The organism is Curtobacterium sp. C1, from assembly GCF_021049325.1.
Classification (GTDB): domain Bacteria; phylum Actinomycetota; class Actinomycetes; order Actinomycetales; family Microbacteriaceae; genus Curtobacterium; species Curtobacterium citreum.
In genome coordinates this window covers 3,361,659-3,383,524 of sequence record NZ_CP088076.1, presented here as the reverse complement: position 1 = coordinate 3,383,524, position 21,866 = coordinate 3,361,659, and the positions used below count along the sequence as shown (strand labels likewise).

General features: G+C 73.3%; 21 protein-coding genes. 13 read left to right on the top strand and 8 right to left on the bottom strand.

The window, feature by feature from the left end:
* Positions 1-55: 55 nt before the first annotated feature.
* From LQK89_RS16230 to LQK89_RS16205, 6 genes are all read right to left on the bottom strand, one after another.
* Complete coding sequence (locus LQK89_RS16230) at positions 56-325, bottom strand: GlsB/YeaQ/YmgE family stress response membrane protein (RefSeq protein ID WP_058741314.1); 270 nt, start codon at positions 323-325, stop codon at positions 56-58.
* Positions 326-645: 320 nt separating this feature from the next.
* Positions 646-1,482 carry a class II fructose-bisphosphate aldolase gene (locus LQK89_RS16225; RefSeq protein ID WP_231049703.1) on the bottom strand — a complete coding sequence of 279 codons (837 nt, stop codon included), beginning with the start codon at positions 1,480-1,482 and terminating at the stop codon, positions 646-648.
* On the bottom strand, positions 1,479-2,480 hold the full coding sequence (locus tag LQK89_RS16220; RefSeq protein WP_231049702.1) for a 1-phosphofructokinase family hexose kinase: 1,002 nt from the start codon (positions 2,478-2,480) through the stop codon (positions 1,479-1,481). The genes LQK89_RS16225 and LQK89_RS16220 overlap by 4 nt, the downstream gene beginning before the upstream one ends.
* The gene (locus LQK89_RS16215) at positions 2,477-3,634 is read right to left on the bottom strand and encodes an N-acetylglucosamine-6-phosphate deacetylase (RefSeq protein ID WP_231049701.1); all 1,158 of its coding nucleotides are present in this window, start codon (positions 3,632-3,634) and stop codon (positions 2,477-2,479) included. The genes LQK89_RS16220 and LQK89_RS16215 overlap by 4 nt, the downstream gene beginning before the upstream one ends.
* Entirely contained in the window at positions 3,631-4,611 is a 981-nt protein-coding gene (locus tag LQK89_RS16210) for an ROK family protein (RefSeq protein WP_269145906.1), read from the bottom strand. Before LQK89_RS16210 ends, LQK89_RS16215 begins: the two co-directional genes overlap by 4 nt.
* The gene (locus LQK89_RS16205) at positions 4,611-5,489 is read right to left on the bottom strand and encodes an SIS domain-containing protein (RefSeq protein ID WP_231049700.1); all 879 of its coding nucleotides are present in this window, start codon (positions 5,487-5,489) and stop codon (positions 4,611-4,613) included. The genes LQK89_RS16210 and LQK89_RS16205 overlap by 1 nt, the downstream gene beginning before the upstream one ends.
* Positions 5,490-5,620: 131 nt before the next feature.
* Between LQK89_RS16205 and LQK89_RS16200 the strand changes: the two genes are divergently transcribed.
* The 6 genes from LQK89_RS16200 (at position 5,621) to LQK89_RS16175 (ending at position 11,756) form a co-directional block, all read left to right on the top strand.
* A complete protein-coding gene (locus LQK89_RS16200; protein WP_231049699.1) occupies positions 5,621-6,409 on the top strand; it encodes a DeoR/GlpR family DNA-binding transcription regulator in 789 nt (262 codons plus the stop codon).
* Positions 6,410-6,551: 142 nt separating this feature from the next.
* A complete protein-coding gene (locus LQK89_RS16195) occupies positions 6,552-7,763 on the top strand; it encodes a Gfo/Idh/MocA family protein (RefSeq protein WP_231049698.1) in 1,212 nt (403 codons plus the stop codon).
* A gap of 23 nt (positions 7,764-7,786) precedes the next feature.
* A complete protein-coding gene (locus tag LQK89_RS16190; protein ID WP_231049697.1) occupies positions 7,787-9,112 on the top strand; it encodes an ABC transporter substrate-binding protein in 1,326 nt (441 codons plus the stop codon).
* 10 nt (positions 9,113-9,122) lie between these two features.
* The gene (locus tag LQK89_RS16185; RefSeq protein WP_231049696.1) at positions 9,123-10,115 is read left to right on the top strand and encodes a carbohydrate ABC transporter permease; all 993 of its coding nucleotides are present in this window, start codon (positions 9,123-9,125) and stop codon (positions 10,113-10,115) included.
* On the top strand, positions 10,112-10,966 hold the full coding sequence (locus LQK89_RS16180) for a carbohydrate ABC transporter permease (RefSeq protein WP_231049695.1): 855 nt from the start codon (positions 10,112-10,114) through the stop codon (positions 10,964-10,966). Before LQK89_RS16185 ends, LQK89_RS16180 begins: the two co-directional genes overlap by 4 nt.
* Before the next feature lie 40 nt (positions 10,967-11,006).
* Positions 11,007-11,756: a hypothetical protein gene (locus LQK89_RS16175; RefSeq protein WP_231049694.1), complete on the top strand. Its 750-nt coding sequence runs from the start codon at positions 11,007-11,009 to the stop codon at positions 11,754-11,756.
* Positions 11,757-11,796: 40 nt separating this feature from the next.
* Here LQK89_RS16175 and LQK89_RS16170 read toward each other — a convergent pair whose 3' ends face one another.
* A complete protein-coding gene (locus LQK89_RS16170; RefSeq protein ID WP_174777283.1) occupies positions 11,797-12,018 on the bottom strand; it encodes a hypothetical protein in 222 nt (73 codons plus the stop codon).
* A 130-nt stretch (positions 12,019-12,148) separates the two neighbouring features.
* Between LQK89_RS16170 and LQK89_RS16165 the strand changes: the two genes are divergently transcribed.
* The 7 genes from LQK89_RS16165 to LQK89_RS16135 all read left to right on the top strand — a co-directional run bounded on the left by LQK89_RS16165 (position 12,149) and on the right by LQK89_RS16135 (position 20,627).
* Positions 12,149-12,370, top strand: a complete 222-nt coding sequence (locus tag LQK89_RS16165) for a hypothetical protein (RefSeq protein WP_058741316.1) — start codon at positions 12,149-12,151, stop codon at positions 12,368-12,370.
* Between the two features lie 156 nt (positions 12,371-12,526).
* On the top strand, positions 12,527-14,212 hold the full coding sequence (locus tag LQK89_RS16160) for a bifunctional 3'-5' exonuclease/DNA polymerase (protein WP_231049693.1): 1,686 nt from the start codon (positions 12,527-12,529) through the stop codon (positions 14,210-14,212).
* Positions 14,213-14,308: 96 nt separating this feature from the next.
* Complete coding sequence (locus tag LQK89_RS16155; protein WP_231049692.1) at positions 14,309-15,199, top strand: phosphatase PAP2 family protein; 891 nt, start codon at positions 14,309-14,311, stop codon at positions 15,197-15,199.
* 10 nt (positions 15,200-15,209) lie between these two features.
* Positions 15,210-16,886 (top strand): serine/threonine-protein kinase, encoded by a 1,677-nt coding sequence (locus LQK89_RS16150; RefSeq protein ID WP_231049691.1) that lies wholly within the window; start codon positions 15,210-15,212, stop codon positions 16,884-16,886.
* A 52-nt stretch (positions 16,887-16,938) separates the two neighbouring features.
* Positions 16,939-20,103, top strand: a complete 3,165-nt coding sequence (locus LQK89_RS16145) for a GH92 family glycosyl hydrolase (RefSeq protein WP_231049690.1) — start codon at positions 16,939-16,941, stop codon at positions 20,101-20,103.
* A 34-nt stretch (positions 20,104-20,137) separates the two neighbouring features.
* Positions 20,138-20,368 carry a hypothetical protein gene (locus tag LQK89_RS16140; RefSeq protein WP_231049689.1) on the top strand — a complete coding sequence of 77 codons (231 nt, stop codon included), beginning with the start codon at positions 20,138-20,140 and terminating at the stop codon, positions 20,366-20,368.
* A gap of 55 nt (positions 20,369-20,423) precedes the next feature.
* Positions 20,424-20,627: a hypothetical protein gene (locus LQK89_RS16135; RefSeq protein WP_141859439.1), complete on the top strand. Its 204-nt coding sequence runs from the start codon at positions 20,424-20,426 to the stop codon at positions 20,625-20,627.
* Between the two features lie 131 nt (positions 20,628-20,758).
* On the opposite strand, the gene LQK89_RS16130 is transcribed toward LQK89_RS16135, so the two are convergent.
* Entirely contained in the window at positions 20,759-21,685 is a 927-nt protein-coding gene (locus tag LQK89_RS16130; protein ID WP_231049688.1) for an aldo/keto reductase, read from the bottom strand.
* Between the last annotated feature and the right edge of the window lie 181 nt (positions 21,686-21,866).

Genomic DNA, 21,866 nt, shown 5'->3' with positions numbered 1-21,866 from the left:
GACGCACGAACGCCCCCACCGTTCCCGGTGGGGGCGTTCGACGGTCCTGCTGCGGTCAGGCGCGGCTACCGCGACGGCCCGTGATGAGACCCCAGATGACGAGCACGACGAGCGCGCCCAGGATCGCGATGATCCACGACTGGATGCTGAAGAAGCCGTTGTACCCCACGCCGAAGACGGCGCCGCCGATCCAGCCGCCGATGAGGGCACCGATCACGCCGAGCACGAGGGTGGCCAGCCAGCCGCCGCCCTGACGACCCGGGAGGATCAGCTTGGCGATGGCACCGGCGATGAGGCCGAGGAGGATGAAGCCGAGGAAGCTCATGGTGATGTCCTTTCAGACGAGGGGGTGGAGCGTGATGGGCCGGGGGAGCCGGCCCGGGGTGCGTCAGGACGCGAGGTCGACCGCGGGGACGAGCGGTTCGTTGCCCGGAGCCGACGACGTCTGGGCACGCAGGAGCGCAGCCATGTCGATCGGCTCGGTGGGGAGGTGTTCGGAACGCATTGCCTGTCCTCCGGTCGGATTGAGTAGTTTGCCTAACTAGTGTTACTCCCGACGCGCTGCAACAGTTCTCAGCAGGACATCTTGTGCGTTTCCAGGACTTTTCCTGGGTCTCCGGTGATGGACTCCGGGACCGCTCTCGGTCAGCCGTGCAGGAGGGTGAGGAGACGAGCGGCCTCCGCAGCGACGGCGTCCCGCCCGGCAGCGACGTACCGGCGCGGATCCACGACGTCGGGTCGTTCGTCGAGGACGTCCCGGAGCGCTCGCGTGAACAGCCCGTTGAGGTGCGTCGAGATGTTGACCTTCGTCATGCCCGCACGGACCGCGCCGCGCAGTTCGTCGTCGGACAGCCCTGAGGAACCGTGGAGGACGAGCGGGACCGGGACGGCTGCCCGCAGGCGTCCGACGAGCTCGCGGTCGACCGACGCCTCGCGCGTCTGCATGGCGTGTGAGGTCCCGACCGCGACGGCGAGGGCGTCGACGCCCGTGGCTTCGACGAACGCCGCGGCGTCCGTCGGGTCGGTCCGGACGCCCGGGGCGTGCACGCCGTCCTTCCCGCCGACCTCGCCCAGTTCAGCCTCGATCGCGACGCCCGCGGCGTGACACCGATCCGCGAGTCCGCGGGTGGCGATCTCGTTCGCGCGGGGCTCGAGACGCGAGCCGTCGTACATGACCGAGTCGACGCCGAGGTCGATGCCGGCGGCGACCAGGTCGGGGTCCTCGACGTGGTCGAGGTGGACGAGGACCTGCACGGTCGACGCGCTGGCGATCGCCCGGGTCGCGGTCGTGATCGGCGCCAGCCCGCCGTGGTAGCGGATGCAGTTCTCGCTGATCTGCAGCACGACCGGGAGCCCGGCCTGCTCGGCACCCTGGACGATCGCCTCGGCGTGCTCGAGCAGGACGACGTTGAAGGCGCCCACGCCGCGGGCGTCGGTCCGGGCGTGGTCGAGCAGGCCCGAGAGGGCGAGGTCGGTGATCATGGGGTGCTCCCGGTTCGGTGGTGGTGGTCGTGGTCGTGGTCGTGGTCGTGCTCGCGGCTGCCCGCGGGCTGGGGTGCTCGTCCGCTCGCGCGGGTGAACCGGCGGACGTCCTCCGGGTCCACCTCGCCCGCGACGGGGCGCAGCACCGCAGCGGCACCGAAGGCGGCGGCTGATCGGAGGGCTGCCCGCAGCACCGGCTCGGGCGCGCTGCCTCGATCGACGAGGGCGGTCACGAGTCCCGCCGTGGCTGCGTCGCCCGCTCCGGTCGGGTTGCCGCGCACCCCGGGAACGGCAGGCTCCGCGACCACGCCCGCGCGGGTGTGCGCCGCGATGCCGTGCGCACCGCGGGAGACCACGACGAGCCCTGCGCCCCGTTCCAGGAGGGCGAGGGCCCCGGAGCGCTCGTCCGCGGAGCCGGTCGCGGCCAGGAGCTCCTCGCGGTTGGGCTTGCAGACCGTGGCACCGGCGCTCGCGGCGGCGAGCAGGGCATCCGCTGCGCAGTCCACGATGCTCGGCACGCCGGCGTCGCGGGCGGCGTCGATCCAGTCGGCGAGCACCGTGGGGTCGGTGCCCGGCGGGAGCGAGCCCGACACGACCAGTGCCGTGGTGCCGGGGGCTCGACAGAGGTGGCGAACCGCCTCGGTGACCCGCCCCCACTCGTCCGACGTGACCGCGGGTCCGGGCTCGCCGAACATCGTCGGGTGTGCCACGTCGTCCACGACCGTCACCGTCGTGCGTGTGTCCTCGTCGAGGGCGACGTCGGTGTGGGCGATCCCGATCGCGTCGAGCTCGTCGGCGACCCAGGTCCCCGGAGCACCGCCGAGCGGGAGCACCGCGTGGGTGCCCGAGCCGACCGCTGCGAGCACGCGGTTCACGTTCAGTCCCTTCCCGCCCGGCCGACGGACCACGTCGACGACGCGCTGGGTCTCCCCGATGCGCTGTCGGGCGACCCGGTAGGTGATGTCGACCGCGGGGTTCGGGGTCACGACGACGATCACGGCGCCGCCACCCGATCGGCACCCGGGTCGAGCGGACGCCAGGTGCCGTCGTCGTCGACGACCACCACGTCCGCCGGCGATCCGGGGGTCAGGGGGACCGGTCGTCCGAGCAACCGGGACGGTCGGCAGGCGGTTGCGGCGACGACCTCGGTCAGGGGGGTCCCCGTCGCGAGGAGCCGGCGCGCCGCGTCGGCGACGGTGATGGTGCTCCCGGCCAGGGACGAGCCGTCCGCGGTGCGGGCGACCCCGCCGACGACCCGGACGGCCGAGCCGGCCACCTCGTGGTCTCCGTCCGGGCATCCCGTCGCGGCCATCGCGTCCGAGACCAACACCATGCGGCCGGGCGCGGCGCGCTGCACGAGCGCGAGCACGGTGTCGTCCAGGTGGTGGTCGTCGACGATGCACTCGAGCAGCAGCCGGTCGTCGGTCAGGGCGACGCCGATCGGTCCGGGCTCACGGTGGTGCAGGGGGGCCATCCCGTTCCACAGGTGGGTGACGAGCGTTGCGCCGGCCTCGACGGCGCGGCGGGTCTGTCGAGCCGAGGCGTCGGTGTGTCCGACCGCGACGACCACACCCGTGGCGACCAGACGAGCGACGGTGTCGAGTGCCCCGGGGAGCTCCGGGGCGATGGTCACGATGCGGAGGGCGTCCCCGGCGGCGTCGGTGCAGGCGCGGACCTCGGCCGGGGTCGGCGCGTGCAGCAGGTCCGGACGGTGCGCGCCCCGGCGTGCCGGGGACAGCCAGGGCCCCTCGAGGTGGATCCCCGCGAGCACGCCGTCCTCGACCAACGGTCGGAGGCGGTACAGGGCGGCGAGGGTGTCCGGCAGCGTGCCGGTCGCGACCGAGGCCACCAGGGCGGTGGTCCCGGCGGCGCGGTGGTGCTCGGCGGCGCGCAGCACGTCCTCGCTCGCCGCCGACGCGAAGTCGTGCCCGACGGCACCGTGGCAGTGCAGGTCGACGAGTCCGGGGACGAGCGTGCCGTCGACGTGTCGGACGGCGTCCGCGGCCGGAGCCTGCCCGGTGCGGGAGCCGGTTCCGGCGTCGACGACCGTTCCGGTGTCGACGACCGTCCCGGCGTCGTCGACGAGGAGCCAGGCATCCAGCAGGTCGGCGTGGCCGGTGACGATGCGCGGGGCGCGCAGCAGCAGGCTCACCGGAGCACGGCCCGCTGGGTCACGGCGGCGTCACGCGGCTCATCGGTGGTGGCGGTCCGGACGGCGTGCGCCTCGTCGGTGGCGGGCCGGACGGCGGCGCGGGCGAGCAGGCCGGCACCGACGGCACCGGCGGCGTCGCCGTGGCGCGCGGGCACGAGGGTCGGTGTCCGGAGGCCGGGCAGACGGCCGGCCACGGCGGTGCGGAGCGGGCCGAGGAGCAGCTCGCCCGTCTCGGCGAGCCCGCCGCCCACGACCACGGTGTGACAGCCGGTCACCGCCGCGGTCCACGCCAGCGCCTCCGCCAGGACGGCGACGCAGTCGGTCCACACGGTGACGGCCAGCGGATCGCCGGACCGCACCAGGTCGGCTGCGGCACGGGCGCTCGGACACCCGGTACGACGGGCGACGGCACCCGCGGACGCGATCTCCTCGACGCGGCGACCGGTGTGCGGGCCCGTCGTGAGCCTGACCTGACCGATCTCCCCTGCCCAGCCCTCACCGGACACGACCCGTCCGTCGACGACGAGCGCGCTCGCGAGCCCGGTGCCGACCGGGACGAACGCGACGGCGCCGGACGTCAGGGTCGCGTGGGTGCCGTCGTGGGCAGACGTCTCCGCGAGGGCGCCGGCCCGCACGTCGTGCCCGAACGCCACCGGGACGGACAGGCCCCGGTCGTCCAGGGCGCGACGAGCGATGTCGCGGACCGGCACCCCGTGCCACCCGAGGTTGACGGCGTCCCGGACGACCCCGGCGTCGTCGTCCACGACGCCGGGCACGACGAGACCGACCGCCTCGAGCGGATGTGTCGTGGCGGCCGTCGCCGCGAGGTCGGCCACGAGCCGGGTCAGACGCTCGGCCCCGGGGTCGTCCCGCGGGGTCGGGACGCGGTGCTCGGCGAGCACGTTCCCCGCGGCGTCGATCGTCCGCGCCTTGGTGGTCGTCCCGCCGACGTCGACCCCGAGCACCACGCCCGACATCAGGTGAGGATGACGGACCGCGTCAGGGAACGCGGGTTGTCCGGGTCGAGGCCGCGTCGCTCGGCCAGGGCCACGGCGAACCGGTGCACGACGACGAGCCCGGCCATCGGGTCCAGGTCGTGCTGCACGAAGCGTGCACCGGTCGCCGCGACCTCGTCCGCCAGGCCCTCGGGCGCCGGTCCGAGCGACCAGACGAGCCGTCCGGGCTGCGCGATCGCGATCGGGCCGTGCCGGTAGTCCATCGCGGGGTAGGACTCGGCCCAAAACTGCGCCGCTTCCCGCGTCTTCAGCGCGGCCTCGGCGGTGAGTCCCACGGCCGGCCCCCGACCGACGAAGGTCACCTGCTCGGCGTCGAGCAGGTCGTCGATCGGCTCAGCGAGGGCGGCCTCGGCCTGCACGGCGAGGGCGTCGACGTCGTCGCCGAGAGCAGCGCGCAGCAGCGCGAGCGTCGTCGTCGCGAAGCGGGTCTGCACGACGGACCGCTCGTCGGCGAACGGGAGCGCGACCACGTGCCGTGCCGCGTGCGTGGCCGGGCTGCCCGGTACCGCGGTCACGAGGACCGTCTCCTGCCCGTCGAGGGTGCGGAGGAGGTCGACGATCTCGGTCGTCGTCCCCGAGCGGCTGATCGTCACGACCCGGTCGTAGCGCCGACCCGTCGGGTACTCCGAGCCGGCGAAGGCGTCGGTCTCGCCCAGGCCTGCCTGTTCACGGGCCACCGCGTAGGCCGCTGCGACGAACCAGCTCGTCCCGCACCCGACCACGGCGACGCGCTCGCCCGGCCGGGGGAGCGCAGCGGCGACGTCCGGCAGGAGCGCCGCTGCCGCACGCCAGGTCTCCGGTTGCGAGGCCGTCTCGGCGCTCACGAAGGTGTCGGTCATGGCTGCCTTCCAGTCCAGGTCGATCCCAGTGATCGATGTCGGGCAGCGTAGCGAGCGATTGTGCGCAACGGAAGGGGAAAACATCATCGGTGATCACGATGCGCGTTCGGGCGGCCCGTAGGATTGCGCGCATGACCCCGCAACAGCGGCTGAACGCCCTGCTCGAACTCGTGAGCGAACGCGGCAACGTCTCGATCGCCGAGATCGGCGAGATGCTCGGGATCTCCCCCGCGACCGCCCGCCGCGACCTCGCGACCCTCGCCGAGCAGCGTCTCGTGACCCGGACGCACGGCGGCGCCGCCGCCCTCGGGGCCGGGTACGAGCTCCCGCTGCAGTACAAGATCGCCCGGCAGGCCGAGGCGAAGACCGCGATCGCCCGCGCCGCCGCGGCGCTCGTCGAGCCGGGCGAGACGGTGGGGATCAACGGCGGGACCACCACGACCGAGGTGGCTCGGGAGCTCGGCAAGAGCGACCGTTTCACGCGTGCGGACGGCGAGTTCGGCGTCACGATCGTCACCAACGCGCTCAACATCGGCTACGAGCTGTCCGTGCGCGCCAACGTCAAGATCGTCGTCACGGGTGGCGTGGCACGTCGGCAGTCCTACGAGCTCGTCGGGCCGCTCGTGCGGGACACGCTCGACGAGTTCGCACTCGACGTGGTGGTCCTCGGGGTCGACGGGCTCAGTGCGCAGTACGGCGCGACGACGGTGCACGAGGGCGAGGCCGACGTGAGCCGCCACTTCGCGTCGGTCGGTCGCCGCGTCGTCGTGGTCGCGGACTCGACGAAGATCGAGCGCGCGACCTTCGCGCGGATCTGCCCGCTCGACCGCATCGACGTGCTGGTCACCGACCAGCCGGTCGCACCCGCGTTCGCGACGGCGCTCGCGACGGCCGGTGTCGAGCTGGTCGTCGCCGACTGACCGTCCGGCCTCGCGCCGACCCGCCTGTTTCCACCATGTGAAATCACGCGGCCCCCTCTTGCCGTGAGCGATCCCTGATCGCCTATTGTGCATCCATGATCGATTGGGCATCATGGGCGTCACAATCACGCAAGGGAGCGAGATGAGCACGAGGCACGAGGACATCGACCGGCCGATCCGGGTGGGCGTCGTGGGCATGGGGCAGCGCGCCGCGATCGCGCAGCACGTCGCGGAAGCCGCCGCGGCGGCCCCCGACCTGGAGGCTCGGGTCACCGCCGTCGCGGACGTCACCGAGCAGGGTCGCGACCGGGCACGGGCCGCGCACCCCGACGCCGTCGTCGTGGACGACCACCTGGCGCTCGTCGGTCAGGTGGACGCCGCGATCGTCACGACGCCGGACTGGACGCACGCAGCGATCGCGATCGACCTCCTGCGCGCCGGGATCGCCGTCTACCTCGAGAAGCCGCTCGCCACGACCGTGGAGGACGCGGACGAGGTACTCGACACCGCCGCCGAGACCGGGACCCCGCTCTACGTCGGGCACAACTTCCGGCACGCGGCCGTCGTGCGCCTGATGCGCGAGATCGTGGACCGCGGCGAGATCGGCGAGGTGAAGGCCGTCTGGTGCCGGCACTTCGTCGGCAACGGCGGCGACTACTACTTCAAGGACTGGCACGCCGACCGCTCCAAGGTGAACTCGCTGCTGCTGCAGAAGGCGAGCCACGACCTCGACGTCGTCCACGCCCTGGCCGGTGGATCGACGAGCCGTGTCGTCGGCATGGGCTCACTGTCGGTGTACGGCGACGTCACCGACCGCCGGGACCGCAGCGGCGAGTTGATGGGCGACTGGTTCTCCCTCGACAACTGGCCGCCGCTGGCGCAGACCGGCCTGCACCCCGTCGTCGACGTCGAGGACGTCTCCATGGTGTTGATGACGCTCGACAACGGCGTCCAGGCGAGCTACCAGCAGTGCCACTTCACGCCGGACTACTGGCGCAACTACACGGTCATCGGGACCGAGGGGCGTCTCGAGAACATCGGTGACACGGGTGGCGGCGTCGTGAAGGTGTGGACGCACCGTCGCGGCTGGGACGTCGCGGGCGACCGTGAGTACCCGATCGCCGGGGTCGAGTCCGGCCACGCCGACGCCGACCTGCTCACGATGACCGAGTTCCTGCGCCACGTCGCACTCGGGGAACCGACGACCCTCTCACCGCTCGCCGCCCGGGCCGCGGTCGCCGCCGGCGCCCTGGCCACCCGATCGCTCCGCAACGGATCGGTCCCGATCGACGTCCCGCCGCTCCGGCCGTCGACGATCGCCCACTTCAGCACCACCCCGGCCGTCACCCGCTGACGGACTCGCGAAAGGACACCCCGATGCCCGCACCCACCTCCGCCCGGCGGCCCGGTCTCCGCCGCGCCCTGCTCGGCGTCCTGGCCGCCGTCAGTGCCACGGCGCTCCTCGCCGGATGCAGCACGTCCTCCGGCGCCGGTTCCGCCTCCGGCGACTACGAGCAGGCCGCGAAGGACACGAAGGCGACGCTGACCTACGCCGTCTGGGACGAGAACCAGGTCGAGGCGATCAAGGCCAACCTCGCCGGCTTCGCGAAGGAGTACCCAGACATCACGGTGAACGTCGACGTGACGCCGTTCGCCAACTACTGGACGAAGTTGCAGACCCAGGGCTCGAGCGACACCCTGCCCGACCTGTTCTGGATGAACGGCCCGAACTTCCAGCTGTACGCGGCCAACGGCAAGCTCGCACCGATCACCGGCGAGGTGCGTGCCGGTGCGATCGACCCGGCGAAGTACTCGTCCGCGCTGAACGACCTCTACACCTACGACGGCACGCAGTACGGCGTCCCGAAGGACTTCGACACGATCGGCGTCTGGATGAACAAGGCGCTGTTCGAGAAGGCCGGCGTGCCGATGCCGTCGAAGGACTGGACCTGGGACGAGTTCCAGGAGACCGGTGCCGAGTTGTCCCAGAAGCTGCGCGCTGACGGCGCGTACGGCGCAGCCGGCGGCATGGACGGACAGACCACCTACTACGACACGATCCTCCAGGCCGGCGGCAGCGTCCTCGGTGACGACGGCAAGAAGTCGGAGTACGACTCGAAGGCGTCGGAGGAAGGCCTGCAGTTCTGGACCGACCTCATCAAGTCGGGTGCCTCGCCCTCGATCAAGCAGCTCACCGACACCACGGCGGACCAGTGGTTCACCTCCGGCAAGCTCGCGATGTACCAGGGCGGCAGCTGGTTCCGTTCGGCCCTGACCGGCACCGACCTCGAGACGGACGTCGTTGTCTACCCGCTGCCCAAGGGCAAGGAGCAGGCCACCGTCATCCACGGCGTCTCCAACGTGGTGTCCGCGAACTCGAAGAACAAGGCGGCGGCCCAGGCGCTGCAGGTCTACCTCGCGAGCAAGGCCGCCCAGCAGCAGCAGGGCGACATGGGCGCGGTGATCCCGGCCTACGAGGGCACGCAGGACGCCTTCACCAAGACCATGCCGGACGCCGACCTCCAGGTCTTCCTGGACGCCGTGGACTACGCGAAGCCGCTGCCCGTCTCGAAGAACACCGCCGCCTGGAACACGCTCGAGACGAACCTGCTGCCGAGCGCCTTCGACGGCTCGACGCCCGTCGACCAGGTCGCGAAGGAGCTGACCGAGAAGATGGACGCTGCCCTCGCGAAGGAACAGTGAGCGGCCGACCGTGACCATCGACACCGAGCGGTCCCGCACCGCAGACGACGCCCCGCCCCGGACGCGCACCGCGTCCGGGGCCCGGGCCCGGAGCTCCCACGGGGTCCCGGCCCGACCCACGTCCGGTCCCGAGCATCGCTCCGACGGCGTCTGGCCCTGGCTGTTCGTCCTCCCGCTGCTCCTCGGCGTCGGGACCTTCTACATCTGGCCGATCATCCAGACCTTCTGGTTCTCGTTCACGACGTGGGGCGTGTTCGGCGGAGCGACCTTCAGCGGCCTCGCGAACTACGTGCGGCTCGTGTCCGACCCGCAGCTGTACCAGTCCCTGCTCAACACCGTCGTCTACACGGTCATCGTGCTCCTCGGCATCCCGATCGCGGTCTGGCTCGCGAGCCTGCTGAACACCCCGGGCCTGCGGTTCGCCCAGTTCTACCGCGTGCTGTTCTTCCTGCCCTACGTGGCGATGCCGGCTGCGATCGCGCTCGTCTGGCGGATCATGTTCAACGGCGACTACGGCATCGTCAACTGGTTCCTCGGACGGTTCGGCGTCGACGGCCCGTACTGGATCTCGACACCGGGCTTCGCGCTCGTCGCGGTCAGCCTCGTCGGACTGTGGTCGTCCCTCGGGTTCTCGATGATCATCCTCGGCGCCGGGCTCAAGGACATCCCGCCGGAGCTCTACGAGGCAGCCGAGCTCGACGGCGCCTCCCGGTGGCGCCAGTTCCGCTCGGTGACCGTGCCGCTGCTGCGACCGAGCATCTTCTTCGTGCTCATCGTCACGACGATCTCGAGCTTCCAGCTGTTCGACCTGCTCTACGCGATCCTCGGCAGCACCAACCCGGTCATCCCGAAGACGATGTCGCTCGTCTTCTACTTCTACAGCGCCGGGTTCATCGACAACGACAAGGGCTTCGCGGCTGCGATCGCGATGGTGATCTTCGTGCTCATCGGCATCGTCACCCTCGTGCAGTTCCGCGTGCAACGGAGGTGGGCGCAGTCATGACGACGACGACGATCCGGACCGGGCGGCGACCCGGACGCCGGCAGGGCAGTCACTGGTGGATCCACGTCGTGCTCGGCGTCGGCGGGTTCGTGATGGCCTTCCCGTTCCTGTGGCAGATCATCATGTCGTTGTCGACGAACGCGCAGGTGCAGTCGGTCACCCCGACGTTCTGGCCCGGGGTGCTGCAGTGGGGCAACTACGCGCAGGTCGTCGAGCGGCTCCCGTTCCTGAGTCAGCTCGGCACGTCGGTGCTGGTGACCGTCATCCGCACCGCCGCGCAGATCGTGCTCTGCACGCTCGCCGGGTACGCCTTCGCCAGGATGCGCTTCCGCGGCCGCGCGGTCCTGCTCGCGATCGTGCTGTCGATCCTGCTCGTGCCGTCGCAGGTGTACCTCATCTCGCAGTACCAGATCGTGCAAGGGCTCGGGTGGCTCGACACCCTCATGGGGATCGTCGCTCCGGGGCTGTTCAGCGCGTTCGGGACCTTCCTCATGCGGACGGCCTTCCTGAACATGCCGCCCGAACTCGAGGAGGCTGCGCGGATGGACGGCGCGAACCCCTTCCAGACGTTCTGGCGGATCATGCTGCCGCTCGCCCGGCCCTCGATCAGCGTGCTCGCGATCACGACGGTGCTCTGGTCGTGGAACGAGTTGCTCTGGCCCCTCGTGGTGTCGACCCGAGCAGAGGACATGCCGCTCGCGGCGGGGCTGGCGACCCTGTCGAGCGACCGGACGATCGACTACCCGGTGCTCATGGCTGCCAGCCTGATGGCGATGGCCCCGGTGCTCGTCATGTTCATCGTCCTGCAGCGTCGGGTGATCGACGGTCTCGCGTCGTCGGGGCTCAAGTGACGCCGGCCGTGCGGCCCGCGGCCCGGTGCGGGCCGTACGGGTGACCGCCGCCCCGGAGCGGGCCGCGCACGCGGTGCTGCTCGCCGCACTCGGCACCGTGTCGGACCCGGACCGGATCGCCGAGCAGCTCCGCACCGCGCTCGACCCAGTCCGGACGGAGGACCGGCACGACGCAACGGTCGCGGTGCTCCGAGCCGCACGTCCGGCGACGGCCGAGTGGTTGCGCGCGCACGGTCTCCCGGGCGCCGACGCCACGGCCTCGGTCGCGGACGTCGACCGCAAGCTCGCGCGGTACGGGCTGGACGGCACCGGTCTCGGATGGTTCTGCGCGGTGCTCTCCGGCCGGGTCGTGCAGATCGGTCGGTTGCAGTACGAGCTGGGTGACCGCACTGCGTCCGGCGACCCCGCGTGGGGTGTGCACGTCCCGGAGACCGGTCCGCTGGACCCCGCTGCCTGCGACCGGTCCTTCGCCGCCGCACCGGACCTGTTGCGTGCACTCTCGCCCGCTCACAGCGCGAAGCGGTGGCGGTGTCGCTCGTGGCTGCTCGACCCGGGGCTGCCCGAGGTGCTCGGAGCGGGGTCGAACACCGTGCGCTTCGCGCGACGGTTCCACCTGGATCCCCCCGGACCGGACGACGCCACGGAGGGCGACGCCAGCGTCGTGAAGTTCGTCCTCCGTCCCGGCGCCGGACCGGGGGCCGGCCGCCTGGTCGATGCCGTGCGCGAGCGCCTGGCGTCGGGAGGGCACTGGACGGCGCGGACGGGAACGGCTCCCGTGGCGGTCGGCTGAGCGGCGGTTCGCCAGCGTCGGGACCGACCGGAGGCGCCGGTCAGTCCTCGAGCATCTCCAGGCGGGTCGATCCCGGAGCGACGTGGTGCTGCCCGTCGTCGGCGCGCACGATGAGCGAGGGGCGGTCGCCGGCGTCGAGGACGTCCACCGCGGTGCCCGCGACCGTCCGCCCGCGGTCCCGGTAGCGGACCACGGCGTGGATCGGCACGTCGTCCGGGTCCACCGGCCGCCAGCCGAGCGGTCGCGCGGTGTTCGTTGCCATCCGGACATCATGGCGGCTGTCCACTTCACGCACCCAATCGACGAGCGCGGCTCACCTGCACGCGGCTGCCCCGCGCCCGGTCGCCCTGGGATCGGAGGGCGGTCGGCGGCTGGCGGGTAGCGTCCGCGCCATGAGCGAGCCCGACCGTGACCACCTGGACGACGGCGTCGACATGAGCTTCGAGGAGCGGCGCCAGGACACCCTCCGCCGGATGTCGGGCTCCGACGCGCACGACGCCGATCCGCGGGTCGCCGTCTCACGGGCCGAGGACGGAGACGTCCGGATCGACGTCGCCGACACCGCCGCGGTGCGTCCCGGCGACGCCGACGCGTCGGACCCACGAACCGACTGACCCGATCCGGACTCGCAGGACGCAACGACAGCGGTTCCTCGCAGCGCAGTACCGCTGCGAGGAACCGCCGACCTTGCGTTTCGCGGAACAGCAGCGGCGGCAGCGGCAGCGAGCGGACCGGCGGGGGAGGACGGTGGTGCGCGGCATGATCGAGGGGTGCACCTGGTCCTCCACCGCGTCGACGGCGGCGTCACCGCGACGCCCCTGACCGACGCGGGGGCGTCGGCGGGCGAGCCGACCCGCCTGGACGAGCCGCGCCTCCCGGCCTTCGTCGCGGCACACGACGGACCGGACGTCCGGTGGGTCTGGGACGACACCGCACGCTGGTACCCGGCCGTCCTACGGGCCGGCGGCCGCGTCGGCCGCTGCACCGACCTGCGCCTCGTGCGCCGCATCCTGCGCGGCGCGCTCGCGACACGGGGCACCGCGCTCGCGGCGGCTCCGCCCGACGCGTGGGACGACCCCGGCCAGGAGGCACGGGTCACCCGACCGACGCAGGCGTCGCTCTTCGACGACGCACTGTTCACGGTCGCACCGGCCGACGACGCGGCCGACCCGGTGGCCGAGCTGCGCGCGCAGCTCGACGCGGTCGCGACCTCCACCGCGCCGGGCGCCATGCGCCTGCTGACCACCGCGGAGTCGGCCGGTGCGCTGGTCGCCGCCGAGATCCTGCACGCCGGGCTGCCGTGGCGGGCGGACGTGCACGCCCGGCTGCTCGAGGACGCGCTCGGCCCGCGGGTCCCGCCGGGCGTCCGACCCCGTCGGCTCGAGGAGCTGGCCGTCGTGATCCGCGGGCACCTGGCGGACCCGACGCTCAACCCGGACTCGCCGACCGACGTGCTGCGGTCCCTCCGTGCGGCGGGCCTGATGGTCGCGAGCACCCGGAAGTGGGAGCTGCAGGAGCTCGAGCACCCGGTCATCGCGCCACTGCTCGAGTACAAGAAGCTGTCGCGGCTGATGACGGCGAACGGGTGGACCTGGCTCGACGAGTGGGTGCAGGACGGGCGGTTCCACCCGAAGTACCTGGTCGGCGGCGTGGTGACCGGGCGCTGGGCGGCGGACGGCGGCGGCGCCATGCAGCTCCCGAGGACGGTCCGGTCCGCGGTCGTCGCGGACGAGGGCTGGACGTTCGTGGTCGCTGACGCGGCGCAGCTCGAGCCGCGGGTCCTCGCGGCGATGTCCGGTGACCGGGCGATGGCGGCGGCGGGGGACGGCCGCGACCTGTACGACGGCGTGGTGGCCTCGGGTGCGGTCGAGACCCGGCAGCAGGCGAAGGGCGCGATGCTCGGTGCGATGTACGGCGCCACGCAGGGCGACGGCGGCCGGCTCGTGCCCCGGCTGGCGCGGGCGTTCCCGGCGGCGCTCGGACTGGTCGACCGGGCGGCCCGAGCGGGGGAGCGCGGGGAGCCGGTGACGACCCTGCTCGGACGGACCTCGCCGGTGCCGGACGCGGCGTCCGCGGCGGCACGGGCGCGGGCGTGGTCGGTGGACGGCACCCCGGCGCAGCAGCGGGCCGTCGAGTCGCGGGCGCGGAGCTGGGGGCGGTTCACCCGGAACTTCGTCGTGCAGGGCACGGCGGCGGAGTGGGCGCTCGCGTGGATGGGGTCCCTGCGCACCCGGCTCCTGACGCGGTTCCCGGGGCCGGTCACCGACGGGCCGCACCTGGTGTTCTTCGTGCACGACGAGCTCGTCGTGCACACCCCGGTCGAGCACGCCGAGTGGGTGGCCGAGCAGGTGCGTGCCGCCGCGGTGGACGCCGGACGCCTGCTGTTCCGGGACTTCCCCGTGGTGTTCCCGCTCACGGTGTCGACCGTCCGCGACTACGGGGCCGCGAAGGACTGACGACCGCGCCCGGGACGGCCGCACCCGGGACGGCCGCGCGCGGACGGCGCGGCCCGGGGCCGTGCGCTCGCAGGTGCGGGCGGGCAGGGTGGGTCGATGCAGCAGCAGCGAGACCACGAGGAGCCGGAGGGCACCGCCGACGCCGTCGCGCGTCGTGTCGTCGACGCCGAGCGCGCCGCCGCCCCGCAGGACCGGCACGTCGGTGTCGTCGACCTGACCTCGTGGCGGTCCCGCGCCGGGCACGCCGTCGCCGAGGCCTGGGCGGCGCTCGGCCGACGGTACGGGGCGCTGCCGCTCCTGGTCCTGACGCTCCTGGTCGGCATCGGGATCGCGGTCACGGCGACCTGGGCGGCGTCCGAGGTCTACGACGCCGTCCGCGAGCACGACGACGTCGCCGTGCTCGACCGTCCGGTGCTCGACTGGATGCTCACGATGCGCTCACCGGCGGCCGACCGGCTCGTCACGTGGTGGACCGACATCGCCGGCACGGTCGGGATGCCGATCGTCGCCGTGCTGTTCCTGGTCGGCTTCACGGTCCAGCGGCGCGCCTGGACGCCGCTCGTGCTGCTCGTCGCGGCGAGCGGCGGATCGCTCCTCATGACCATCGCGGGCAAGGACCTGATCGGCCGGGCCCGTCCGCCGCTCACCGACGCGGTGCCGCCGTACGAGCACTCGCCCTCGTTCCCGTCCGGTCACACGCTCAACGCCACCGTGGTCGTCGGCACGATCGTGTACCTGCTCATCCTGCGCCAGACGCGCACCGTGACCCGGGTGTGGACGATCGTCGTCGGCACCCTGTTCGTGCTGTCGATCGGCGTCTCGCGGGTCTTCCTCGGCCACCACTGGACCACCGACGTCCTGGCGGCGTGGGCCCTCGGGGCGGCCTGGCTGGCGATCGTGATCACCGCGCACCGGCTGTACCTGACGGCCCTGCACCGCGGCGCCGACCCGGTCCGCGGGTCGTCCCCGGTCAGGTCGTCACGGTAGGTTCCGGGGCATGGCAGAACGGGTCTTCGGCGGTCGGTACCGCGTCACCGGGACGCTCGGACACGGTGGCATGGCCTCCGTCTACCGGGCGGTGGACGAGCAGCTCGGCCGCGAGGTGGCGGTCAAGGTCTTCCGCATCGGTGCCGTCGACCACGGGGAGCGCGCCCGCGCCGAGGCCGAGATCCACACGCTCGCGGCGCTCCGCAGCCCCGCGCTCGTCACGCTCTACGACGCGGCGCTCGACGACGACGAGGGCGACTCGTACCTGGTGATGGAGCTCGTCCCCGGGAGCGACCTCGCCACCCGTCTGCACGAGGGCGTCCTCGACCCGGCGACCACGGCGCGCCTCGGTGCGCAGGTCGCCGACGGGTTGGCGGCGGTCCACGCGCAGGGCATCGTGCACCGCGACGTGAAGCCCGCGAACGTCCTGCTCGAGAGTGACGGCGAGCACGTGAAGCTCGCCGACTTCGGGATCGCCCTGCTCCGTGACGCCGCCCGGGTGACCGGCACCGGCACCGTGATGGGCACCGCCGCCTACATCTCGCCGGAGCAGGTCACGGGCCACGAGGTCACCGGCAAGGCCGACGTCTACGCGCTCGGCCTCGTGCTGCTCGAGTGCCTGACCGGGAAGCGGCCGTTCCCCGGCAGCGCGGTGGAGTCGGCGACCGCGCGACTCGCCCGCGGCCCGGAGATCGACCAGCACCTGCCGACGGCCTGGCGGACCCTGCTGCACGTGATGACGGCGCAGGACCCCGCCGACCGACCGAGCGCCGCCGAGGCCGCGCAGCGACTCCGTGCCCTGGGCCGTGACGACGCCGCGCCCGCCACGCAGCTGCTGCCGGCAGGGCCGGGGACGATGACCCGCGCGGCCGGTGGCGCAGCGGGGGCGGCCGCGGGTGCCGCCGGTGCGCTCCTCGGTGCCGGGGCCCCGGACGCAGCGCACGGCGACCAGGCGACGCAGGCGATGCCGACGGGCGGCACGGAAGCGCCCACGCAGGCGTACGACCGGACGGCCGTGCTCGGGCAGCCCGGTCGCGCAGCGGGGCAGGACGACGTCGCGACGACCGTGCTCGGAGCCCAGCGCGGCGGTGCGGGTGCCGGTGCGGCCGGGGCGGCGGCAGCCGGCGGTGCTGCGGCAGGCGGTGCTGCGGCCGGCGGTGCCGCCGCAGGGTCCGGCGCGGGCGGCGGCGGCGGGGCCGCCCGGCGGACGGACGACGACGGGCGACGCCGTCGCGGGCCGGTCATCGCGGCGGTGGTCATCGGCATCCTGGTGCTCGCCGGCATCGTCGTCGCGGTCGTCGCCCTGGGCGGTGGCTCGAGCACGCCGGCGCCGACGGAGTCCGGCCAGCCGACCCAGCAGTCGAGCGAACCGGCCGAGGAACCGAGCAGCGAGCCGTCGCAGGAGCAGTCCAGCGAGCCGGAGCAGCAGCCGAGCCAGCCCCAGGAGCAGCCGAGCGAGCCCGAGCAGCAGCCGAGCTCGCCGGCGGACGACCCGACCGTCGGACCCCAGCCGGGCGGGCCCGCCTCGAACCCGGTCCAGTCCCCGCAGGGCGGTACCGATCAGGGCAACGCCGGCCCCGGCAGCAACAGTGGGCCGGGGAACGACAACGGCAAGGGCAAGGACAAGAAGGACCCGGCCGACACGACGGTCGGCGAGACCCTGCCGACCACGCCGACCGTCGGCTGACGGCGGCTGCGCAGGGGTTTCGTCGACACCCTGGAGGAAATAGGGTCGTCGGGTGCGTGAACTGCGACGGAGCGGTGGCCCGACGACGGCGGTGGCGGCCCGGGGCGGGGTCGGTTGGGACTCCGCCGAGGCCTGGCTGCTCGAACGCCCGGCGGGGGAGACGACGGTCGAGGGGGTCCTGCCCGGCTTCGCCGGACGGGTGATCGCACCCGGAGACGAGCTGTCGTGGGTATGGTTCCCCGAGCGCACCCTGCCGGCCGGTCACGACGAACCCGACGAGGCGGACCTCGCGCACTTCTGGGACGCGACGGCCGCCGGCCTCGACGTCGTCCTGACCGACGGCCGACGGCTGAGCGACACCGCCCACGACCAGTACGGCGCCGGCCTGACGCCCGCGGCCCAGGCGGCGGCGAAGACGCAGTGGGTCGACCAGTGGAACCGTCGCGCGGTCGACCTCACGCCGTTCGCGGGTGCCGTCGTGGACCGCCTGGAGGCACGGCTCGGCGCCGCCGGACCGGCTGCGGACGACGACGGGGAGCGCCCGGCGCTGCGCGGTTGGTTCGACGCGGTCCGGATCGGACCGGCGCGCCCGGAGCCGGCACGGCCGATCGACCACGTCCGCACGACCCGCGGCACGCAGTCGTCGTCGCGGTCCTCGCGCGGCAACACCGCACCGGTCGTCGGGGTGCCGCACGGCGGGGTGCTCGGCCTGCCGATGACCGACGCGTCGAGCAGCCACTGGCCGTACGCGTACCAGGAGCACGCCCGGACGGAGCCGGACGGCCGCGTCCGGTCCGCGCTGCAGGGCTTCGCCACGAGCCACCTGCCGTCGCCCTGGATGGCCGACCGCGGGGTGTTCCAGCTCATGCCGTCCCCGCTCGACGAGCCGGACGTCGACCGGACCGCCCGGGCGCTGGGCTTCGACCACGACGACGAGCAGGACGGGCCGCACCGCTACCGCGTCGCCCTCGACCAGGGCGTCACCGCGACGATGACCGCGGGGGAGTTCGCCCTGGGGTTCCGGTTCACCGGCACCCGGGCCGTCGTCCTCGACCACCACGGCCGCGTCGACGACGTCTCGGTGACGATCGTCGACGGCACGGCCGTGGTGGAGTGCCTGCTCGACGACCGGCCCGGCACCCCGCCGCACCACCTGCACGTCCGGATCGCCGGAGCCACCGCGGACCGCACGGTCGTCCGGGACGGCATGCTCCGCGGCTGGGTGCAGGTCGACGGCGCCGCCGCGGGGCACACCGACGTGGTGCTCGGCATCTCGACGGTCTCGATCGAGGACGCCCGCGCGAACGCCCGTGCCGCCGGGGACGTCGACACGATGTGCGCGCGGGCCGAGGCCGCCTGGACCGCCGCCCTCGGCACGCTCGAGGTCGAGGGAGCGACACCGGACCAGCTCGTCTCGCTGTACTCCGGCCTGTACCGGCTCTTCCTGTTCCCGCTCACCGCGGGGGAGACCGCACGAGACGGCGTCCCGCGGTACCGCTCCCCGTACGGCGACGTCCTCGCCGAGCCGATCCGCGACGCCCCGGGCCCCGAGGTCGTCGAGGGCCCCCTCAGCACCACGAACGGGTTCTGGGACACCTACCGGACCGCCTGGCCGCTCCTCGCGCTCCTCACCCCGGACCGGGCGGGTGCGCTCGCCGAGGGGGTCGTCGGCCACTTCCGGGACGGCGGGTGGACGCCGCGGTGGAGTGCCCCCGGCGCCGAGGACTGCATGACCGGCACCACGAGTGACACGGTCTTCGCGGACCTCGCCGTGAAGGGCGTCACCGGCTTCGACCTGGCGACGGCGTACCGGAGCGCGGTGCGGAACGCGACCGTCCCGGCACGGGACGAGCGCGTCGGACGGAAGGGGATCCTCCCGGCCGTGTTCCGCGGCCACGTCGACACGGAGACGCACGAGGGCATGAGCTGGACCCTCGACGCGGCGATCAACGACTGGGGTCTCGCGGTGATGGCGGGCCTGCTCGCATCGCGGGCGACGACCGCGGACGACCTGGCCCGGTACGAGGCCGAGGCGGAGTGGTTCGCGCGCCGCTCGCTGCAGTACCGGAACGTGTTCGACGCCGAGCGCGGGTTCTTCGTCGGCCGCGACCCCGACGGCTCGTGGCGGGTGGGGACGGAGTTCGACCCGCGCGACTGGGGCGACGACTACACCGAGACCAACGCCTACGGGACGGCGTTCACCGCACCCCACGACCCGGCGGGCGTCGTCGACCTGCACGGCGGCCCCGAGCGCTTCGACACGGCGATCGACCGGTTCTTCGCGACCCCGGAGACCGGCGCGACCGTGCACTCGGGGTCCTACGGCTTCGCGATCCACGAGATGACCGAGGCGCGCGACGTGCGGATGGGCATGCTCGGGCTGTCGAACCAGCCCGCGCACCACATCCCGTTCTTCCCGATGGCCACCGGGCGCCACGACCTGGCGCACCGCGTCGTCCGGGAGTGCCTGGAGCGGTTGTTCGTCGGGTCGGACCTCGGGCAGGGGTACCCCGGCGACGAGGACAACGGCGAGATGAGCGCCTGGTACGTCCTCGCGACGATCGGGCTGTACCCGCTGACGCCGTCGACGGGGGCGTACGTGCTCGTGCCGCCGTCGGTCCGGCGGACGGTGCTGCGACCCGCTGGTGGGGCGTCGGGTGGATCGCCGACGGTGATCGAGGTCGCGGGTGACTCGTCGGGCCCCTACGTCGCGTCGGTGACGGTCGACGGCGAACCGTGGACGTCCGTGAGCATCCCGCACGCGGTCGTGGTCGGGGCGTCGCGGATCGTGTTCACGCTGTCCGGCGAGCCCACCGGGTGGGCGGCGGACACCCGGCCGCTGTCCGCGTCCGAGGTGCACGGGTACCGGGACGTGCCGTGGGACCTGCTGCCCGGCGGCGTGACGGGGGCTGCTGCCGCGTTGGCGGACGACACCGGGCGGACCGTGACGGCGCTCGCCGCAGGGTCCGGGGTCGCGTTCGCGGTGCCGGAGGTGCCCGCGTCGCTGTACACCGTCACGGTGGCGGAGCCGGGGTCGTACTCGTGGGACGTGTCGCTCGGCGAGGCCCGGGCGTCGGTGCGGGACGCCGCGTTCGCGTGGCCGGGGCAGACCCGGGTGTTCCGGTTGCAGAGCGTCGGCACGTCGTTCCGGTTCACCGCGGTGACCGACCTGCGCCTGACGCAGCTCGAGCTCGTCGCGGCGGACGGACAGCGTTGACGCGCCGTCCACCCGCCCGGAGCATGCTGCGACCATGTCGATGAGTTCACCGTTCGATCCGGAACAGCCAGGCGCCGACCTCCCCGTGGACGGTTCGGACGCGACCGAACTCGAGGTGGAGGAGGACCGCGGGGCCGACGTCGGTCCGGACGCGGCCGATCCCACCCGCGGGCCGGTCGACCACCACGAGGAGGACGAGGCCGGCGGCGGCCCGGTGTTCCGACGCCCGCAGGCGGGTGAGCGGCTGCACCCCGACGACCTCTGAGTCCCCACCGCGTGCTCCCCGCGGATTGCCAAGCGCGGCGGGCATGCTCTCCGGCATGTCGATTGCGAACTCGTTCGACCCGTCGCAGGGTCGCGCGATCCCCGAGGACCAGGTGGACGAGGACGGGCTGGAGCTCGACGCCGAGACGGCGGCCGCGCTCGGGATCTCGTTCGACGTGGTCGGTGGTGCGTCCGCCGACCCGACCCGGGTGTCACCCGTGGACGTCGCCGTGCCGAGCGCGCCCCGCGACGCGGACTGAGCCGGGCGCGGGGGCCCCGGCCGCCGGGTGGTTCGGCGTGCTCCCGCACGACCGGGAGCACGCCGCGCCACGGGATTCCGCGGTTCGGCGTGCTTCCGGTTGTGCCGAGCGCCGCCGACGCCCGGGCGCGCTCAGGGGACGGTGTGTCCCGCGGCGGTGAAGATCCGGTACCACTCCTCGCGGGAGAGCACGACGTCCGACCCGGCAGCGGCGTCCCGGACGCGCTGCGGGTTCGTCGTGCCGAGCACCACCTGGAAGTGCGCGGGGTGTCGGGTGATCCACGCCACGGCGATGCCCGTCGGGGTCACCCCGTGCGCGGCCGCGACCTCGTCGAGCACGTCGTTCAGCTCGGCGTACTGCTCCCGGTCGCCCAGGAACACGCCGTCGAAGAACCCCTTCTGGAACGGCGACCAGGCCTGCAGCGTCACGCCGGTCATCCGTGCGTGGTTCAGGATGTCGTTGTCCCGGTCGATGGACTGGTCGAGGCCGCCCATGTTGGCCGCGACCCCCTGCGCGATGACGTTCGCGTGCGTGATGCTCAGCTGCACCTGGTTGAACGCCAGCGGCTGCCGGACGTGCTGGCGGAGCAGGTCGACCTGACCGGGCGTGTGGTTCGAGACGCCGAAGTGGTGCACCTTGCCGGCGGCGTGCAGCTCGTCGAAGGCGCGGGCGACCTCCTCGGGCTCGACCAGGGCGTCGGGCCGGTGCAGCAGCAGGACGTCGACGTAGTCCGTCCGAAGCGCCTCGAGCGACTCGTGCACCGACTCGACGATGTGCTCGTACGAGAAGTCGAAGTACCCCTGCCGGATGCCGACCTTGGTCTGCAGCTGGATCGCCTCGCGCTCCGAGGACGACAGCGTGACGGCCTCGCCGAAGCGGGCCTCGCACCCGTGCCAGCCGCCGTAGATCGCGGCGTGGTCGAACATCGTGACGCCCGCGTCCCGCGAGGCCGTGTACAGCGACCGGACGTCCTCGTCGCTCATGTCGTTGATCCGCATGAGCCCGACGACGACGTCGGACGCGGTGAGGTCGGTCTGTGGCAACTCCAGTGTCTTCACGTGCTCGATCCTGCCAGCCGACCCGCTCCGCAGGCAGGCCCTGCGGGTGCCCGTCGGCGGTGCCGGTCGCGTCCGACGCGACCAGGCGACGGACGGGCGCGACCCGCTCAGCGGCAACGCGGAGCGTTGCGCGGGGCGCGCCGACCGAGCCTGCGAGGGAGGCGTGCCGGGCCGGCACCGT

Bases quoted from the DNA above. Each gene is read 5' to 3' on its own strand.
- LQK89_RS16230 (WP_058741314.1), bottom strand. From the start codon at position 325: ATGAGCTTCCTCGGCTTCATCCTCCTCGGCCTCATCGCCGGTGCCATC.
- LQK89_RS16225 (WP_231049703.1), bottom strand. From the start codon at position 1,482: ATGATCACCGACCTCGCCCTCTCGGGCCTGCTCGACCACGCCCGGACC.
- LQK89_RS16210 (WP_269145906.1), bottom strand. From the start codon at position 4,611: ATGTCGGGCGTGGTGCTCGGGGTCGACGTCGGCGGGACGACCACCAAG.
- LQK89_RS16205 (WP_231049700.1), bottom strand. From the start codon at position 5,489: ATGACCGACACCTTCGTGAGCGCCGAGACGGCCTCGCAACCGGAGACC.
- LQK89_RS16200 (WP_231049699.1), top strand. From the start codon at position 5,621: ATGACCCCGCAACAGCGGCTGAACGCCCTGCTCGAACTCGTGAGCGAA.
- LQK89_RS16195 (WP_231049698.1), top strand. From the start codon at position 6,552: ATGAGCACGAGGCACGAGGACATCGACCGGCCGATCCGGGTGGGCGTC.
- LQK89_RS16190 (WP_231049697.1), top strand. From the start codon at position 7,787: ATGCCCGCACCCACCTCCGCCCGGCGGCCCGGTCTCCGCCGCGCCCTG.
- LQK89_RS16180 (WP_231049695.1), top strand. From the start codon at position 10,112: ATGACGACGACGACGATCCGGACCGGGCGGCGACCCGGACGCCGGCAG.
- LQK89_RS16170 (WP_174777283.1), bottom strand. From the start codon at position 12,018: ATGGCAACGAACACCGCGCGACCGCTCGGCTGGCGGCCGGTGGACCCG.
- LQK89_RS16165 (WP_058741316.1), top strand. From the start codon at position 12,149: ATGAGCGAGCCCGACCGTGACCACCTGGACGACGGCGTCGACATGAGC.
- LQK89_RS16155 (WP_231049692.1), top strand. From the start codon at position 14,309: ATGCAGCAGCAGCGAGACCACGAGGAGCCGGAGGGCACCGCCGACGCC.
- LQK89_RS16150 (WP_231049691.1), top strand. From the start codon at position 15,210: ATGGCAGAACGGGTCTTCGGCGGTCGGTACCGCGTCACCGGGACGCTC.
- LQK89_RS16140 (WP_231049689.1), top strand. From the start codon at position 20,138: ATGTCGATGAGTTCACCGTTCGATCCGGAACAGCCAGGCGCCGACCTC.
- LQK89_RS16135 (WP_141859439.1), top strand. From the start codon at position 20,424: ATGTCGATTGCGAACTCGTTCGACCCGTCGCAGGGTCGCGCGATCCCC.